Below are 17,436 nucleotides of genomic sequence, written 5' to 3' on the forward strand. Positions count from 1 at the left end.
TAGGAAGGGGAGAGGGCGTTGAGAAGGCGGCGCGTCGACCGTATGCGGTGAACGGTATGCAGTCTGCGCCGAACGGTCGGACCGGCCGGTTTCCACGAGGCGGAGCCGCACCCGTTTCGGCCCGGACGGCGACGGTGGGCGCCCACCGCGGAGTGGGCTGCAGCGTGACCCTGCCCGTACAGGACAATGAATCGGTGAAGGTCACCCAGCCGCTCGACAATCCGGTGACCCACGGCATTCTCTGCATCAAGGGCCGCTTCGGCTACCAGCACGTACAGAACCGGGGCTGATCACCACATGGGACGAGTGACCGAACGACGCAAGGTGCTCCGCATCCGCGACGGGGCGGTGTCCACCCGCCCGGACACCCTCGTCGCCGAGGAGCCGATGGAGATCCGGCTGAACGGCAAGCCGCTCGCCATCACCATGCGCACGCCGGGTGACGACTTCGCGCTGGCGGCCGGGTTCCTGGTCAGCGAGGGCGTGCTGGCCGACGTGTCCGATCTGCAGAACATCGTCTACTGCGCGGGGGCGACCGCCGACGGTTCCAACACCTACAACGTCGTCGATGTGAGGACGTCCCCCGGGGTGACGCTTCCCGACATCACCCTGGAGCGGAACGTGTACACCACGTCGTCCTGCGGTCTGTGCGGGAAGGCCAGCCTGGACGCGGTGCGGACGACGGCCCGCTGGCCGATCGCCGACACTCCCCCGCTCCGCGTGGACGCCGGTCTGCTCGCGGCGCTCCCCGACCGGCTGCGCGCGGCCCAGCAGGTCTTCGACCGGACCGGAGGGCTGCACGCGGCGGCCCTGTTCGGTGAGGACGGCGAGCTGCTGGACGTACGCGAGGACGTGGGCCGGCACAACGCGGTCGACAAGATCGTCGGGCGCGCTCTGCACAACGGTGACCTGCCCCTTTCCCGCACGATCCTGCTGGTGTCGGGGCGTGCCTCCTTCGAGCTGGCGCAGAAGGCCGTGATGGCGGGCATCCCGGTGCTGGCGGCGGTCTCGGCGCCGTCCTCGCTGGCCGTGGACCTGGCCGTGGAGACGGGACTGACGCTGGTGGGCTTCCTGCGGGGCAGTTCCATGAACGTGTACGCGGGTGAGGACCGCATCGCCCTGCAGACCACGGCCGCCCGGGGGTGACCCGTCCCGCCGTGGCAGGGCGGTGGGCCGGAGGGCCCCGAACGGCGGGGGGCGCCCTTGCGCCGGGGCCCGCCGCGCCTCAGTCCGCCGCCAGGCGCAGCCGCGCCGCCGGTACGACGGTGCCGAGGCGCGGGAAGTCCAGTTTCACCGACGCCTCGTGCTCGGCCTCGGTGAGGGCGGCCATGGCGTCCTCGACGAAGACGAGGTCGTAGCCGAGGTCGCCGGCGGCACGGGCGGTGGACTCGACGCCGAGGTTGGTGGCGATGCCGCCGAACACGACGGTGGTGACGCCCCGGGCGCGCAGCGCCTCGTCCAGGCCGGTGCCGTGGAAGGCGCCGATCGTGCGCTTGACGATCTCCACGTCGCCCGGGGCGAGCAGCCCGTGGACGAGTCCGCTGCCGGGGGGCTGTTCGGCGACGCCGGGGCGTTCGACGCGGACGAGGACGACCGGGGCGCCGGCCGCGCGGAAGGTGCGGGCCAGCTCCTCGGCGACGGACAGTACTTCGGTGCCCTTGCGGGGTTCCAGGGGCAGGGCGACGATCCGGTCCATCAGGTCGACGAGGACGAGGGCGGTGCGCGCGGGGGCGAGGGTGAGAGGTGCGGTCATGACGGAACGTTATCCGTCATGAGCGTTCCGTGCCCGGTATCCGGATCAACGGGCCCGTACGGCGGTCGCGTTCGGGTGTCTCACACCGCCGCCGAGGTCTGCTGCGCGGGGTCCGTCCGTGACTCCTCCAGCGGGTCGCGCGCCCGCCGCTTGGCGATCACCGCGCACACCATCAGCTGCATCTGGTGGAACAGCATCAGCGGCAGCACGGCGAGGGAGGCGTGCGCGCCGAACAGGACGCTCGCCATGGGCAGTCCGGCGGCGAGGGACTTCTTCGAGCCCGCGAACTGGAGGGTGATCCGGTCCTCCCGGCCGAAGCGCAGGGCCTTGCCTCCGTACCAGGTCAGGGCGAGCATCACGGTGAGCAGCAGGGCCTCCGCAACGAGCAGCCCGCCGAGGCGCAGGGGGCTGACCTGGTGCCAGATGCCCTGGACCATGCCCTCGCTGAACGCGGTGTAGACGACCAACAGGATGGAGCCGCGGTCGACCAGGCCGAGGACCTTCTTGTGCCGGGCGACGAAGGGGCCGATCCAGCGGCGCAGCAGCTGTCCGGCGACGAACGGCACCAGCAGCTGGAGCACGATCTCCACCAGCGAGTCGGCGGAGAAGCCACCGGTGCCGCTGCCCAGGAGCGCGGCGGCGAGCAGCGGGGTGACGACGATGCCGACCAGGGAGGAGAAGGAGCCGGCGCAGATCGCGGCAGGAACGTTCCCTCGGGCGATCGAGGTGAAGGCGATCGACGACTGGACGGTCGAGGGGACGAGGGTGAGGAAGAGCAGTCCCTGGTAGAGCGGCTGGGCGAGGAGGACCGGCACGAGGCCGCGGGCGGCGAGGCCCAGCAGTGGGAAGACGACGAAGGTGCAGACGAGGACGGTGGTGTGCAGCCGCCAGTGCGTGAGGCCGTCGAGGGCCTCGCGGGTGGAGAGGCGGGCGCCGTAGAGGAAGAAGAGGAAGGCGATGGCGGCCGTGGAGGCTCCTGAGGCCACGTCCGCGGCGGTGCCGCGGGCCGGGAACAGTGCCGCGAGCCCCACCGTCCCGAGCAACAGCAGGATGTAGGGGTCGACCGGCATCCGGCGCGGCCACTGCAGGCGTTTCACGGTGCTCCACGTACGTTCGACGGTGTGCGTCGGGGCCGGAGGGCCCCTCTCCATCGTCCACGTCCGGCCCGTGATCGGGAATCCGTCATACCGCTCTGACTGTGATCGCCGTATGCGATGAGCAGTACAGTGCCGACTGTGTACGATCCGTCCCACCTGCGAACCTTCCTCGCGGTCGCGCAGACGCTCAGCTTCACCCAGGCCGCGCGTCGGCTCGGGGTGCGCCAGTCCACCGTCAGCCAGCACGTACGGCGGCTGGAGGGCGCGACCGGGCGGGCCCTGTTCACCCGGGACACGCACTCCGTGGAACTCACCGAGGACGGCGAGGCGATGCTCGGCTTCGCGCGCCGGATCCTGGAGGTCCACGAGCAGGCAAGCGCTTTCTTCACGGGGACGCGGCTGCGCGGCCGGCTCCGCTTCGGCGCCTCCGAGGACTTCGTCCTGACCCGGCTGCCGGAGATCCTGGAGGGCTTCCGCCACGACCACCCCGAAGTCGACCTCGAACTGACCGTGGAGCTGTCCGGCACCCTCTACGAACAGCTCGCCGCCGGAAAGCTCGACCTGGTCCTCGCCAAACGGCGCCCGGAGGACCCGCGCGGCGAACTCGTCTGGCACGACGACCTGGTATGGATCGGCGCAGAACGACTCCGTCTGGACCCCGAGCGCCCGGTGCCGCTCATCGTCTTCCCGCCGCCCGGCATCACCCGCGCCCTGGCCTTCGAGGCGCTCGAACGGCAGGGGCGCGCCTGGCGGATCGTCTGCACCAGCGGCAGCCTCAACGGCCTGATCGCCGCCGCCCGGGCCGGGCTCGGCGTGATGGCGCACTCCCGGGGCCTCGTCCCGCCGGGCCTGGTCCGGATCCCCGACCGGGCGGGACTGCCCGAGCTGGGCCGTGTGGACTTCGTCCTGGTGCACGGGCGGCGGCGCCCCTCGGCCCAGGGAGCGGCGGACGCGCTGGCGGCGGCGATCCTGACGGGCGGGGACCGGCTGCAGCGACGGCCGGCGGCGGGGCGCGGGGGCGGTCGGGGCGACTGAGGGGTGCGTGCGTACGGGATGCAAAGAGGCACAGACTGCACACCGTATGCCGCATATCCCACGCCAGGCAGGGGGCCGGGCGGCGTAAGCGCCGCGGGCAGATTCGGTGGAGATTACGGCACCGAAACTTACTCAAGCGTCAGTTTTCTGTCCGACCCTTCCCCATGTGAGCCCATTTTGCGGCACCGACCAGGGCAGACAAGAGCATCGCTCGCTTTCCGGCCCCCTCCCGCCCCGCCCGGGCGTGGGGTAGCTTTCACGGCGCTGCGCGGCCTTGAGAAGCGGGGTGCTGGTTTTGCGCGAGTTCACCAACCCTCCGTTGGCGTTGGCGCCGCCGGTCGGCGGTCTGGCCGACGTCGTCTTCCAGCACGCCCAGGAGGACCCGCTCCATGTGGCGCTCGGCCGCAAGGACGAGGACGGCCGGTGGCGGGACGTGACCTCGTCCGAGTTCCGCGACGAGGTCCTCGCCCTCGCGAAGGGCCTGCTCGCGCGCGGTGTCCGGTTCGGCGACCGGGTCGCGATCATGTCCCGCACCCGCTACGAGTGGACCCTGTTCGACTACGCGCTGTGGACGATCGGCGCGCAGGTGGTGCCGGTGTATCCGACCTCGTCGGCGGAGCAGTGCTACTGGATGCTGTACGACGCGGAGTGCACGGCCGCCGTGGTGGAGCACGAGGACCATGCGATGACGATCGCCACGGTCATCGACCGGCTGCCGCAGCTCAGACAGCTGTGGCAGCTGGACGAGGGGTGTGTGCAGGAGCTGTACGACGCGGGTGCCTCGGTGGAGGACGAGGTGGTGCACCGGCACCGGGAGGCGGTCACGCCGGAGTCGGTCGCCACGGTGATCTACACCTCGGGCACCACGGGCCGCCCCAAGGGCTGTGTGATCTCGCACGGCAACTTCATGTTCGAGGCGGACACGGTCATCGAACGCTGGGAGCCGGTGTTCCACTCCCGCAAGGGCGACGAGGCGGCGACGCTGCTCTTCCTGCCGCTCGCCCACGTCTTCGGGCGGATGGTCCAGATCGCCGCCATCCGCGGCAAGGTCCGTTTCGGCCATCAGCCCCAGCTGAACGCGGCGGCGCTGCTCCCGGACCTGGCCGCGTTCCGGCCGACCTTCTTCCTGGCCGTGCCGTACATCTTCGAGAAGGTGTTCAACGCGGCCCGCCGCAAGGCCGAACGGGAGGGCAGGTCCGGGCCGTTCGAGAAGGCGGTGGAGGTGGCGACGGCGTACGCGGAGGCGGTGGAGGCGAAGGCCTGGGGCACCGGGCCGGGGCCGTCGGCGGGGCTGCGGATGCAGCACCAGTTCTTCGACAAGGTCGTCTACGCGAAGGTGCGCGCGGCGATGGGCGGCCGGGTGCGGCACGCGATGTCGGGCGGTTCGGCGATGGACCGCCGGCTCGGGCTGTTCTTCGCGGGCGCAGGGGTGCAGGTGTACGAGGGGTACGGGCTGACCGAGTCGACGGCTGCCGCGACCGCCAACCCGCCCGGCCGCACCCGCTACGGCACGGTCGGGCAGCCGATCCCCGGGACGACCGTGCACATCGCGGACGACGGGGAGATCTGGCTGCGCGGTGACAACGTCTTCCAGGGCTATCTCAACAACCCCAAGGCCACCGACGAGAACCTGCACGACGGCTGGCTCGCCACCGGCGACCTGGGCTCCCTCGACGAGGACGGCTATCTCACCATCACCGGCCGCAAGAAGGAGATCCTCGTCACCTCGGGCGGCAAGAGCGTCTCGCCGGGGCTGCTGGAGGAGCGGGTGCGTGACCACCCGCTGGTCGGCCAGTGCATCGTCGTCGGCAACGACCGGCCGTTCGTCGCCGCGCTCGTCACGCTCGACCAGGAGGCGGTGGAGCACTGGCTGCAGATGCGCGGCAAGCCGCGGACGACACCCGCCGAGCTGGTACGGGACCCGGATCTGGAGGCGGAGGTGCGCCGGTCGGTGGTGGCCGCCAACACCCAGGTCTCGCAGGCGGAGTCGATCCGCACGTTCCGTATCCTCGCCCAGCCGTTCACCGAGGAGCACGGGCTGCTCACTCCGTCGCTGAAGCTGAAGCGCAAGGCCATCGAGAAGGCGTACGCGAACGAGGTCGACGCGCTGTACCGGACGTGAAGCCGCGGGTCCGAACCGGGTTCCGGTATCGGTATCCCGTATCCGGTTCCGGGTATGCGGGATCTTGACGCCGGGATCCGGGACAACCGATCCCGGGACACCCGATCCCGGATACCGGGGTCAGGAATGCATCACGGCGTGTGATCGTTGACGATGGGAGTACGCACATGACGGACAACCGAAGGATCAAGAGCTCGTGAGCAGCAAGGTCCCCCCGATCATCCTCAACAACGGCGTGGAGATGCCCCAGCTGGGCTTCGGCGTCTGGCAGGTGCCGGACGACGAGGCGGAGCGGGCGGTGACCACCGCGCTGGAGGCCGGGTACCGCAGCATCGACACAGCGGCGATCTACGGCAACGAAGAGGGCACCGGCAAGGCGATCGCCGCCTCCGGGGTGCCCCGCGAGGACATCTTCGTCACCACCAAGCTGTGGAACTCCGACCAGGGCTACGACGCGACGCTGCGCGCGTTCGACACCTCGCTCGGCAAGCTGGGGCTGGAGTACGTCGACCTGTACCTCATCCACTGGCCGCTGCCGGCCCGCGACAAGTACGTCGACACGTACAAGGCGTTCGAGAAGCTGTACGCCGACGGCCGGGTCAAGGCGATCGGTGTCTCCAACTTCCCCGTCGAGCAGCTCGAGCGGCTGACGGGTGAGACGGCGGTCGTCCCGGCCGTCAATCAGATCGAGCTGCACCCGCACCTCCAGCAGCACGCGCTGCGGGAGTTCCACGCGGAGCAGGGCATCGCCACCGAGGCCTGGTCGCCGCTGGGCCAGGGCAAGGGGCTGCTGGAGGTCCCGGCGATCGTCGCGATCGCCCAGAAGCACAACCGCACCCCGGCCCAGGTGGTGCTGCGCTGGCACCTCCAGATCGGCAACGTGGTGATCCCGAAGTCCGTGACGCCCTCGCGGATCAGGGAGAACATCGAGGTGTTCGACTTCAGCCTGGACACCGAGGACCTGGCGGCGATCAGCGCGCTGAACGAGGACCGGCGGATCGGTCCGGACCCGTCGACGTTCGACATCGGCTGAACCCGGGAGAGCGCCGGGACCGGCAGGGGGAAGGGGCGTCGCCACGGGCCACGCCCCTTTCTCGGCCCCGGCCCCTCCCCCTCACAGCCGGGCCTGGCTGACCGGAGCCGCGCCGTCCACCGACTCGGAGAGGATCACGGGTACGGCGGTGGAGGGCGGGGAGATGGGCGGCGACACCGTACTCCCGCCTGCGGCGAGATCACGGACGCACGCGTCGAACGCGGGGTCGGAGAAGTAGTCGGAGTGTCCCTTCGGGGGCTGGTAGCAGGTGTCCCCGGGCTGTCTGCACAGCTTCATCGGGTCGAGCAGTTGCCGGTCCCCGCGCTCCGGCCGCGCGCCGGGCCGCAGCGGCTGCGCATCCCGCACGACCCACCCGCCGATGGGGTCGCTGGCGCGGTACAGGTTGTACCAGCGGGTGTCCTCGGCGAGGCCCGGTTGTCCTCCGGGTGCGGGGAGGGGCCCCGCCCGGTGGGCCAGGATCTGCCCGAGGCGGTGGACGGAGTCCGCGTTGAAGTAGGCCGGGAAGAACCGCGCGTAGAGCCTGGTCAGTGGGCAGCCGTAGGTCAGCAGGGCGGTGCGGACGCCGGCGGCGGTGTTCGCCTGCAGCAGGACGGCCGCCCCGATCACGGAACCCTGCGAATGGCAGGACAGCAGCACCCGGCCGCCCGGCGGCACCGGCTGCTCACCCTGCTCGGCCTGCTCACCGGCGCTCGTACCGGTGAGGTATTCCAGGCGGGTCAGCAGGTCGGGCACGGTCCGCTCGGCGTAGCAGGGCGGGGCGAAGGGGTGGGTGGCGCGCGGCCAGAAGGTGCCGACGTCCCAGAGGATGCCGACCGTGCGCCGGAAGCTCTCGCTGCGGTAGGCCTGGCGTCCGGCCCAGAGCAGTCCGGCGACCAGGCCGGTCAGGACGAGGTTGGCGGCGGTGGTCAGCCAGCGGGAGCCGTCGGTGACGAGCCGGGTGCCGAGGACCAGGTCCAGGCCGACCCCGGCCGCCGCGATCACGACGGCGGCGAGCAGGAGCAGTCCGAGACCGCCCTCGGCGGCGGGACCGAGTCCCCGCGCGCGGGCCCATACGCCGGCGATGTGCCGGCGCCGCCCCTGCGGTGCCCTCGCGGCGTCGTCGGCAGGGTAGAACTCCTTGACGTGGTGGAGGGCCGCCGCACGGCCGCGGCGCATGACCGCCCAGGCGCGGGCGGCGAGGAGCAGCGCCACGGCGACGAGCGCGAGCGCGCACACCGCCGCCCAGAAGTAGGCGGTCGGGACCACCAGGGGTCGCTGGTTGCCGGTGGGGTGTCCGGGGACCGTGGGCGCGCCGAGGATCTCCGCCACGCGGAGCGTGACGCCCGCGGCGAGGGCGGTCGCGAGGAGGGTGGCGAGGAGGGCTACCCCGGCCATGCTCATGCCGCCCCAGGCGGGGCGCGGGAAGCGGGGGTTGCCGAGGGCGTCGCCGTCGGGCGGTGTCGTTCTCGCCGTGCCGCGTACGACGTGGGAGGCGGCGAGGAGCAGCAGCAGCGCGCCTTGGGCGACGAGCAGCCAGCGCACGGCGCCGGTCTGCCAGGGCAGGGCGTGCAGCCCGGCCGTCGTGTCGGGCGGACCGGCTTGTGCCGCGCCTCCGCAGGCCACGGCGAGGGCACCGGCCACGAGCGCGGTCACGAGCCAGGGCAGGACGCGGTAGCCGTCGAGTTCGTCGGCCCCGCGGGTCGCGTCCTGTCCGGGCCGGTCCCGGTCCTTGACCAGCGGCACCTGGATCACGACCAGTGCCAGGACGAGGAGCAGGGCGAGGAGCAGGAGGTTGCGGACGACGGCCGCCGCCGGGTGCCAGGTGTCGCCGTGGGACAGCTGGTGAGGTCCGCGCCGGGCAGCAGCGGCGCGAGCAGCAGGACGCCGACGACGGCGAGGGCGCCGGCGACGTGCAGGGCGCGCAGTTCGCGCACGGGTCCGCGGCCGTTCCACAACCGGCGGTCCTCCAGCGGCAGTCGGACGTCCGGGGTGCCCTTGATCTGCGGGACCTGCTGGGCCTCCATGGTGGCCCAGGTCCTGCGGGCGGTCCACCACAGCAGTGCGACGAGGGCGAGCGGTACGAGGGAGGTGACGGCGAGGTGCCGGCCGGTGGAGTCCAGCCAGCTGTAGTGCAGCCAGTTCAGCCAGAACCCGCCGCTGGAGCAGGCCGGTCGGGACGGCCCGGCGTGCGCCCCGCACTGCCAGCCGACCAGGTCCATCGACACGGAGGTGGCGGCCAGGACGTAGGTGCCGGTGAGGGAGAGCGCCAGGAGCCGCTGGACGGCGTTGCGTTCGGGTACGACACGGGTGCGGTTGCCCACGACGCGGTGTTCGGGGTCCATGTAGTAGGCGAGGTTCAGGAACATGAAGGGCAGCAGAAGCAGCCACAGGGCACGGGAGTTGTCGCCCGAGGTGAGCTTGCCCCAGGAGTATCCCTCGCGGCGGAAGCCCGGCCCGTCGGGGGCGCCGCGGGCGCGTTCCCAGATCCGCCGGTAGAAGCCGGCGAGCCGGTCGCCCGCGACCAACGCGACGGCGGGGTGGCAGAGTTCGGCCTCGGGCGGGGTCCCCGACACCCCGTGGACGCGCAACTCGGTCCAGCCGCTGATGTCCTGACTGACGTAACGGTCCATGGCGGCCCCCGTCTTCCCCGCACGGCCGCGTCCGGGATGCCGCGTCCGAGCGGACCCGCTCTCCCATCCTACTGCCGAAATGTGACACAGGTCACTATCGATGACGGAGGGGGCGAGGCGGGAACGCCGGGAGGGGGACGACGGCGGGACACGGATGCGCGGAGCGGGTCGCCGTCCGGGCTACGCGGGCTTCACCGCCGTATGCACGGTGTGTGCGGCCAGCACGAACACATCGGACCTGCGCTGGACGCCGGCCGGGTCGGCGGGGTCGAGGAGGCGGTCGAGCACGGCGCGGTCCTCGGGGTCGAGGATGTCGCCGTAGATCTCGCGCAGCCGGCCCAGTGAGTCGGCGACGTAGGCGCGGGCCCGGTCGGAGGCGGGGGCGGGCAGGTCGAGCAGGAAGCTGCGGCTGCGGGTGTGCTTCAGGCCGGCGGAGCCGAGCAGCGCCGGCCAGTCCTCGGTCACCTCGACGGTCCCGGGCAGGTCGGCCCGCATCTGTGCGAACCACTCCTCCTGGAGCGCGTCGAGCCGTGCCTCCAGGCCGGGGCGGCCGATGCCGATGTCACGCGGCAGGAACCGGCTCGGCAGGCCGCCCTCCATGATCGCCAGCGTACCGCCGGGCGCGAGCCGCTCGGCGAAGGCGGTGAGGGCGGCGCGCTGGTCGCCCAGGTGGTGCAGACTGCGGCCCGCCCAGAGCAGGTCGGCAGGGTAGTCCAACTCGTCCAGGATGCCGGGGAGTTCACCCGCAAGGGTGCCGAAGCGGTCGGCGTACCCGAGCCGGGCGGCGCGCGCCTCGGCCTGCTCCAGGAGGGGCCCGGAGCCGTCGACCGCGAGGACCCGGGCGCCGGGGAAGGTCTCGGCGAACAGTCCCGAGACGACCCCCGGACCACTGCCCAGGTCGACGATCAGTCCCGGTTCGGTCACCTCTTTGCCGAGCCAGGCGAGGGCCCGCTCGTACAGCGGCGTGAACAGTTCCGCCTGGGCCACGAGGTGCGGGGCCATCTCCGCCCAGTCGATGTCGGTGTGGTGGCCGTGGCCGTGACGGTGCTGGTGGTCGCCGTGCTCGTGATCGCCGTGCTCGTGCGGGTGGTGCGCCATGGTGGTCAGCCTCTCGTCGGTGTGCCGCAAGCGTGCTCCGGCACACCGCGCGAGGGCCATGATTATTGCCGGGACGGCAAAAATTTCGCTCCTCCGGTCCCGGATTCCGCCGCATCCGGCCGCTCCCCCGGCAGGGGAGCGGCCGGACGGGACGCCGCGCCGGCCTACAGCGGCGGGTAGGCGTTCTGCATCAGCTGCTGGAACTGGGCCGAGAACCAGTGCCCGGACAGCGGAGCGTTGGGCAGGGCTCCCGACATGCTGTTGCCGTTGCGGGGGTTGCCCGTGTACGTCGGGTCGCACATGCGGTCGAAGCCCTTGCCCTCGTCGTTGGCGATGGCGGAGCTGGAGCCATCGGACTCACCCGGCGGCTTCATCCACACGTACGCGTCGATCCCCGTGGCCGGTGCGGCCTGGGGGCGCTCACCGAGGCCGGCACCGGACTGGTTGCACCAGTTGCCGACGTGGATACGGCGGTCGTAGCGGCCGCCGTTGACATAGGTGTCGACGCTGGTCATGGCGCCCGGACCGGTGGGCCGTGCGGTGCCGCCCCAGCCGTTGCGGGAGGTGTCGATCAGCATGCCGATGCCCGGCCGGAAGCCCGTGGACACCAACTGGCTGCGCAGGGCCTGTGCGTACGACAGCTCGTCGACGTACCGGTTCCAGTCCACCCACTTCGACTGCCGCACGGTGGTGCCGTTGACGGAGTCGTTGATGGTGAAGTTGTTCTCCTTCAGGGCGCTGTAGTTCGCCGTGTTGGTGATGAAGCCGTGCACATCGTCTACAGTCGCCCCCTCCGCGTTGGCGGCCTCGTACAGGATCTGCGCGGTGGGCCCGAAGTTGTCGTCCCAGCCGAGCCAGCCGTGGTGACCGGCGTCGACGTAGTTGTAGACGTTGGGGATCGCGCCGAGCTTCTTGAGCGCGTAGCCGACGCCCTTCACGTAGTTGCCGTTGGCCTTCATGGTGTCGCAGGCCGCGGTGGCGGTGGGCCGGCTGCCGGTGTTGGTGACCAGGTTGGGCAGTGAGTCGATCTCGACAGCGGTGACGATCCGCAGCGAGGCGTACTTGCTGTCCGCGAGGATTGCCGCGATCGGGTCGATGAACTGCGTCTTGTACTTGTCGATCTCCGTCGGGCCGAGCTCGCCGTTGGAGGCGAGGGCGGAGCAGTCACGGCCGGGCAGGTCGTAGACGACCAGCTGGACGACCTCCTCGCCGCTGCCCTTCTGGGCGAGGGCCGCGTCCAGGTGGGCGCGCAGGCCCCTGCCGGTGCTGGTGCCGGTGATCGCGGCGATGCGGTCGAGCCAGATGCCGGTGGGCTGGTTGGAGACCCGGGAACCGCCCGGCTCGGCGGCCGCCTTCGCCGACCAGTCCGGGTTCACGTACACCTTGGCGCCCGCGTAGGGGTTGTCGACCTTGGTGGACGGCGTGCCCGGACCGGTGGGGGTACCGGGGTCGGTGGGGGTACCGGGGTCGGTGGGCGTGCCGCCGCCGCTGTCGACGTTGCAGGTGACCCCGTCGAGCGTGAACGAGGCCGGGACCGCGTTGCTGCCGCTGTAGGAGGCCTGGAAGCCGAAGCTGACCGAACCGCCGTTCGGCAGCGTCCCGTTGTAGGTCTCGTTGTTCGCGGTGACGGCCGTACCGGACTGGGTGATCTTCGCGTTCCAGCCGCTGGTGATCTTCTGGTTGCCGGCGTACGCCCACTTCACCGACCAACTCGACTTCGCGGCGGAGTTGTTGGTGACGGTGACGTTGGCCGTGAAACCGGTGTCCCACTGGTTCTGCACGGTGTAGGCCACGGTGCACGGGATGGCGGCGATGCCCGGATCGCCCGGGACCACCGCGAGTGCCGTCCCGGAGGCGCCGGCGACAAGCGCCAGCGAGGCGAGCATCGCTGTTCTGCTACGGCTCATGAGTGCGGGTTTCCTTGTCCGTCGCGGATGTTGTCCGTTCTGTCCGTTCCTGACGTCCCTTGCTGCTGTTGGCGCCTATCCGTCGAGGGCGCGCAGATGATCGCGCAGCCCGGTGCCGTACGCGGTGGGGGTCCCGTCGTAGCTGGAGATCAGCGACGGTCCCGAGGAGCAGTCCCAGGTGTTCCAGGTCCAGCCCAGGTAGGACAGCTGCCGGTCGTCGAACCACTTCATGACCTGGTCGACGAACGCGTGCGAGCAGGTGTTCTCCCCGATCTCGCCCGCCACGAGCGGCACCTGGGCGGCTACGGGGGCGAGCGTGGAGTTCCAGCAGCCTGCGCCGGCACAGGAGTTGAAGTTGTAGACGTGGTAGGCGGCGGCGAGATTGCCGGTCGGGTCGGTGGGTTTGTAGGTCAGCCACTGGCTGAGGTCGTTGGAGTAGGCGAGACCGCCGGCGAGGATCACGTTGCGGGCGCCGGTCGACCGTATGGAGTCGACGAGATCCTGCATACCGGCGACCTCGTACCCGATGCCGGGGCAGGTGCCGCCGTCCCGCCAGCACTGCCAGGCCTGGGTGACGGTGGAGGTCGCGCGGTCCGGGTAGGGCTCGTTGAACAGGTCGAACACGACGGTCTGGTCGCCCTTGAACGTGCTCGCGACCGACGTCCAGAACGCGGGGGTGTACTGCATGTCGGGCATCGGCTTCTGGCAACTGGCGTGCACGTCCGGGCAGCCGGCCGAGTTGCCGGTGTACTGGCCGTAGGTCCAGTGCAGTTCGACGATCGGGGTCATGCCGTGGGCCTCTACACGGGCCACCAGGTCCTTGACGGCGTTGATGTAGTTCGCTCCGCCGTAGGCCGGGGCGATGTTCGACAGGCCCAGCCAGCACTCCTCGTTGAGCGGGATGCGGACCGTGTTCACCTTCCAGTCGGCGATGGCGCGGACGGCCGCGTCGTCGACCGGACCGTCCCAGATGCCACGGCCCTGGACGCACATGAACTCGCCGCCGGACCGGTTGACGCCGAGCAGCCGGCGGGTGCGGCCGTCGGCGTCCGCGAGCTTGTTGCCGGACACGTGCAGCCGGGGCGGTGCCTCACCTGTGCCGGGCGGGGTGGTCGAGGTCGCCGTGGGCGTCGGGGTCGGGGTGGAGCCGCTGTCGACGTTGCAGGTGGTGCCGTTGAGCCGGAACGTCGTCGGTACGGCGTTCGTCGCGCCCTTCGACGCGACGAAGCCCGCGTCGACGCTCGCGCCGGTGCCGAGCGAGCCGTTCCAGCTCTCGTTCACCGCGGTGACGGCCGTGCCCGACTGGGACCATTTGGCGCTCCAGCCCTGGGTGACCTTCTGCCCGTTCGCGAAGTCGAAGGTCAGGGTCCAACTGTTCACGGCGGCGGCGTTGTTGGTGATCCGCACCGCGCCCTGGAAGCCGGCGTCCCACTGGCCGGTGACGGAGTACTCCACCGTGCACGCGGGGGTGGCTCCCTGTGCCGTCATGACCGGCAGGGCCGCGCCCGCCCCGAGGGCGACCGTGCCGGCGACGGCTAAAAGGATTGAACGAGGGGGGTGTCGCATGAGCGACTCCTTGCAGATCAGCGCGTCGTGACGGACGCGTCGACTGATGGAATCGCTCCCACTGGTGTCTCGAAGCTAGCGCCAAGCCCTGGCAAAGAACAGGGGCGACGCTGACTTTCCCTCAACTTTTCGAGTCGAATGTTTTCGACTCTTCAAGCACCTTGACCGCCTTCACCCCCTTCCCCACTATGGGAGCGCTCCCACTGGTTCAGAGCTTGTTGCTCCTCCCCCACCGCTTAGAGCCGCAAGGAGGAACCGGATGGATCCCGTACGCAGACGTCGCACGACGCGGCGCCTGTGGACCGCCGTAGTCGCGGCCCTCGTGCTTCCGTTCGCCATGCTGAGCACGCTGCCGACGCCCGCCCAGGCGGCGGCGCTCCAGTGCAGCGTGGACTACAAGACCAACGACTGGGGCTCCGGCTTCACCGCCGACCTCACGCTCACCAACCGAGGCACCGACCCCATCAGCGGCTGGAGCCTGACGTACGCCTACACGGGCAACCAGACGCTGTCGAACGGCTGGAACGGCACCTGGTCGCAGTCCGGTCGGCAGATCACGGTGAACAACGCCTCCTACAACGGGACCATCGCGGCGGGCGCCGCGGTGAGCACCGGCGCGCAGTTCACCTACAGCGGCACCAACAGCGCTCCCGCCGCCTTCGCGATCAACGGCACCCCCTGCACCGGTGCGCACCAGCCGCCGGCCACCGTGCTGACCAGCCCCACGGCGGGCGCCGTCTACACCCAGGGCGACGCGGTGCCGCTCGCGGCGACCGCCGCAGCCGCTGACAGCGCGACCGTCACCAAGGTCGAGTTCTACGACGACACGACCCTGCTGGGCACGGACACCACCGCGCCGTACACCCTGTCCGCCTCCGGCTTGTCGGTTGGCAGTCACTCGCTGGTGGCGAAGGCCTACGACAGCCTGGGCGCGTCGGGCACGTCGACGCCGGTCGGTATCACGGTCGCCTCGGGACCGGCCGTGGTCGCCTCCGCCAACCAGCTGGCGGTGCAGCAGGGCAAGACGGGCACCTACGAGCTGAAGCTGTCGACCCAGCCGTCGGCCAATGTGACCGTCACGACCGCCCGGGCCAGCGGCAACACGGGCCTGACGGTGACCGGGGGCGCCTCGCTCACCTTCACCCCGTCGAACTGGAGCACCGCCCAGAAGGTGACCGTCACCGCGAACGCCTCCGGCACCGGCGCGGCCGTCTTCGAGTCGACGGCCACCGGGCACGCGAAGGCGTCGGTCACGGTCACCGAGATCGCCGGAAGCAAGATGTACGACGCCCGGTTCCTGGACCTCTACGGCAAGATCACCAACCCGGCGAACGGCTACTTCTCCCCCGAGGGCATCCCCTACCACTCGGTGGAGACACTGATCGTCGAGGCGCCGGACCAGGGCCACGAGACCACGTCGGAGGCCTACAGCTACCTTCTCTGGCTGCAGGCCATGTACGGCAAGATCACCGGCGACTGGACCAAGTTCAACGGCGCGTGGGACATCATGGAGAAGTACATGATCCCCACCAAGGCCGACCAGCCGACGAACTCCTTCTACAACGCGTCGAAACCGGCGACGTACGCACCCGAGCTGGACACGCCGAACGAGTATCCGGCGCGGCTGGACACGGGCGTGTCGGTGGGATCGGATCCGATCGCCGGTGAACTGAAGACCGCATACAGCACGGACGACGTCTACGGTATGCACTGGCTGCAGGACGTCGACAACGTCTACGGCTACGGCAACGAGCCCGGCAAATGCGAGGCGGGCCCGACCGCGACCGGACCGTCGTACATCAACACCTTCCAGCGCGGTGCGCAGGAGTCGGTGTGGGAGACGGTTCCGCAGCCGACCTGCGACACCTTCAAGTACGGCGGCCCGAACGGGTATCTGGACCTGTTCACCGGCGACTCGTCGTACGCCAAGCAGTGGAAGTTCACCAACGCCCCGGACGCCGACGCGCGAGCGGTGCAGGCGGCGTACTGGGCGGACGTCTGGGCGACCGCGCAGGGCAAGGGCAGCGCCGTGTCGGCGACCGTGGGCAAGGCCGCGAAGATGGGCGACTACCTGCGGTATGCGATGTACGACAAGTACTTCAAGAAGATCGGCAACTGTGTCGGGCCGAGCGCGTGCCCGGCCGGCACCGGCAAGGACGCCTCGCACTATCTGCTGTCCTGGTACTACGCCTGGGGCGGCGCCACGGACACCAGCGCCGGCTGGGCCTGGCGCATCGGCTCCAGCCATGTCCACGGCGGCTACCAGAACCCCCTGGCCGCCTATGCCCTGAGCAGCTACGCCGACCTCAAGCCCAAGTCGGCGACGGGGCAGGCCGACTGGTCGAAGTCGCTCACCCGGCAACTGGAGTTCTACCGCTGGCTGCAGTCCAGCGAGGGCGCCATCGCGGGCGGTGCGACCAACAGCTGGGCGGGACGTTACGCCACTCCGCCGGCCGGCACGTCGACCTTCTACGGCATGTACTACGACCAGCAGCCCGTCTACCACGACCCGCCGTCGAACCAGTGGTTCGGGTTCCAGACCTGGTCGATGGAGCGGGTCGCCGAGTACTACCAGCAGACGGGGAACGCCGCCGCCAAGGCGGTCCTCGACAAGTGGGTCGACTGGGCGCTGTCCAAGACCACGATCAACCCGGACGGCACCTTCCGGATCCCCTCCACCCTCCAGTGGTCGGGCCAGCCCGACAGCTGGAACGCCTCGAGTCCCGGTGCCAACACGGGACTTCACGTCACCGTCGCCGACTACACCAATGACGTCGGCGTGGCCGGCTCGTACGCCAAGACCCTGACGTACTACGCCGCCAGGTCCGGTGACACGCGGGCGAAGACGACCGCGAAGGCGCTCCTGGACGGCATGTGGACCAACTACCAGGACTCCCTCGGTATCGCGGTCCCCGAGACCCGCACCGACTACAACCGCTTCGCGGACGGCGTGTACGTCCCGAGCGGCTGGAGCGGGAAGATGCCGAACGGCGACACGATCAGCTCGTCCTCGACGTTCGCCTCGCTGCGTTCCTTCTACAAGAACGACCCGGCGTGGTCGAAGATCCAGAGCTATCTCGCGGGCGGTGCCGCGCCCGTGTTCACGTACCACCGGTTCTGGGCCCAGGCCGACATCGCCCTGGCCATGGGCTCGTACGCGGAGCTCCTCGAATAAGTCCCCGCTAACGCTCCGCG

At 70.5% G+C, this 17,436-nt stretch carries 12 protein-coding genes and 1 pseudogene; 6 read left to right on the plus strand and 7 right to left on the minus strand.

All coding sequences use genetic code 11. From position 1 onward, the window contains the following. Positions 1-125: 125 nt before the first annotated feature. Both U5640_RS05985 and fdhD read left to right on the plus strand, forming a co-directional pair. A pseudogene (locus U5640_RS05985) lies at positions 126-290 on the plus strand (Fe-S-binding domain-containing protein); the annotation flags it as partial. A 7-nt stretch (positions 291-297) separates the two neighbouring features. Continuing rightward, positions 298-1,146, plus strand: coding sequence for a formate dehydrogenase accessory sulfurtransferase FdhD (fdhD, locus tag U5640_RS05990; RefSeq protein WP_340374745.1), 849 nt, complete (start codon positions 298-300; stop codon positions 1,144-1,146). Positions 1,147-1,225: 79 nt separating this feature from the next. Here the strand turns inward: fdhD and U5640_RS05995 are convergent, their stop codons facing one another. Beyond that, positions 1,226-1,753: an isochorismatase family protein gene (locus U5640_RS05995; RefSeq protein ID WP_340374746.1), complete on the minus strand. Its 528-nt coding sequence runs from the start codon at positions 1,751-1,753 to the stop codon at positions 1,226-1,228. Between the two features lie 80 nt (positions 1,754-1,833). Next, on the minus strand, positions 1,834-2,850 hold the full coding sequence (locus tag U5640_RS06000; RefSeq protein ID WP_340374747.1) for a bile acid:sodium symporter family protein: 1,017 nt from the start codon (positions 2,848-2,850) through the stop codon (positions 1,834-1,836). A 138-nt stretch (positions 2,851-2,988) separates the two neighbouring features. Between U5640_RS06000 and U5640_RS06005 the strand changes: the two genes are divergently transcribed. The 3 genes from U5640_RS06005 (at position 2,989) to U5640_RS06015 (ending at position 7,040) form a co-directional block, all read left to right on the plus strand. Continuing rightward, entirely contained in the window at positions 2,989-3,885 is an 897-nt protein-coding gene (locus tag U5640_RS06005; protein WP_340374748.1) for a LysR substrate-binding domain-containing protein, read from the plus strand. Positions 3,886-4,180: 295 nt separating this feature from the next. Beyond that, positions 4,181-6,007, plus strand: coding sequence for an AMP-dependent synthetase/ligase (locus tag U5640_RS06010; protein ID WP_340384960.1), 1,827 nt, complete (start codon positions 4,181-4,183; stop codon positions 6,005-6,007). A 196-nt stretch (positions 6,008-6,203) separates the two neighbouring features. Continuing rightward, positions 6,204-7,040 carry an aldo/keto reductase gene (locus U5640_RS06015; RefSeq protein ID WP_340374749.1) on the plus strand — a complete coding sequence of 279 codons (837 nt, stop codon included), beginning with the start codon at positions 6,204-6,206 and terminating at the stop codon, positions 7,038-7,040. Positions 7,041-7,121: 81 nt separating this feature from the next. On the opposite strand, the gene U5640_RS06020 is transcribed toward U5640_RS06015, so the two are convergent. The 5 genes from U5640_RS06020 to U5640_RS06040 form a co-directional block, all read right to left on the minus strand. Further along, complete coding sequence (locus tag U5640_RS06020) at positions 7,122-8,792, minus strand: hypothetical protein (RefSeq protein WP_340374750.1); 1,671 nt, start codon at positions 8,790-8,792, stop codon at positions 7,122-7,124. Then, positions 8,789-9,670, minus strand: coding sequence for a hypothetical protein (locus U5640_RS06025; protein ID WP_340374751.1), 882 nt, complete (start codon positions 9,668-9,670; stop codon positions 8,789-8,791). The genes U5640_RS06020 and U5640_RS06025 overlap by 4 nt, the downstream gene beginning before the upstream one ends. A gap of 180 nt (positions 9,671-9,850) precedes the next feature. Continuing rightward, positions 9,851-10,768, minus strand: coding sequence for a class I SAM-dependent methyltransferase (locus U5640_RS06030; RefSeq protein ID WP_340384962.1), 918 nt, complete (start codon positions 10,766-10,768; stop codon positions 9,851-9,853). A gap of 164 nt (positions 10,769-10,932) precedes the next feature. Continuing rightward, positions 10,933-12,675 carry a glycoside hydrolase family 6 protein gene (locus tag U5640_RS06035; protein WP_340374752.1) on the minus strand — a complete coding sequence of 581 codons (1,743 nt, stop codon included), beginning with the start codon at positions 12,673-12,675 and terminating at the stop codon, positions 10,933-10,935. 75 nt (positions 12,676-12,750) lie between these two features. After that, positions 12,751-14,241 carry a cellulase family glycosylhydrolase gene (locus tag U5640_RS06040; RefSeq protein ID WP_340374753.1) on the minus strand — a complete coding sequence of 497 codons (1,491 nt, stop codon included), beginning with the start codon at positions 14,239-14,241 and terminating at the stop codon, positions 12,751-12,753. Positions 14,242-14,500: 259 nt separating this feature from the next. On the opposite strand from U5640_RS06040, the gene U5640_RS06045 reads away from it, so the two are divergent. Continuing rightward, complete coding sequence (locus U5640_RS06045; RefSeq protein WP_340374754.1) at positions 14,501-17,416, plus strand: glycoside hydrolase family 48 protein; 2,916 nt, start codon at positions 14,501-14,503, stop codon at positions 17,414-17,416. The last annotated feature ends 20 nt before the right edge of the window (positions 17,417-17,436 follow it).

It is taken from the genome of Streptomyces sp. SS7 (genome assembly GCF_037993025.1).
Taxonomy (GTDB): Bacteria; Actinomycetota; Actinomycetes; order Streptomycetales; family Streptomycetaceae; genus Streptomyces.

Bases quoted from the DNA above. Each gene is read 5' to 3' on its own strand.
- fdhD (WP_340374745.1), top strand. From the start codon at position 298: ATGGGACGAGTGACCGAACGACGCAAGGTGCTCCGCATCCGCGACGGG.
- U5640_RS05995 (WP_340374746.1), bottom strand. From the start codon at position 1,753: ATGACCGCACCTCTCACCCTCGCCCCCGCGCGCACCGCCCTCGTCCTC.
- U5640_RS06025 (WP_340374751.1), bottom strand. From the start codon at position 9,670: ATGGACCGTTACGTCAGTCAGGACATCAGCGGCTGGACCGAGTTGCGC.
- U5640_RS06030 (WP_340384962.1), bottom strand. From the start codon at position 10,768: ATGGCGCACCACCCGCACGAGCACGGCGATCACGAGCACGGCGACCAC.
- U5640_RS06035 (WP_340374752.1), bottom strand. From the start codon at position 12,675: ATGAGCCGTAGCAGAACAGCGATGCTCGCCTCGCTGGCGCTTGTCGCC.
- U5640_RS06040 (WP_340374753.1), bottom strand. From the start codon at position 14,241: ATGCGACACCCCCCTCGTTCAATCCTTTTAGCCGTCGCCGGCACGGTC.
- U5640_RS06045 (WP_340374754.1), top strand. From the start codon at position 14,501: ATGGATCCCGTACGCAGACGTCGCACGACGCGGCGCCTGTGGACCGCC.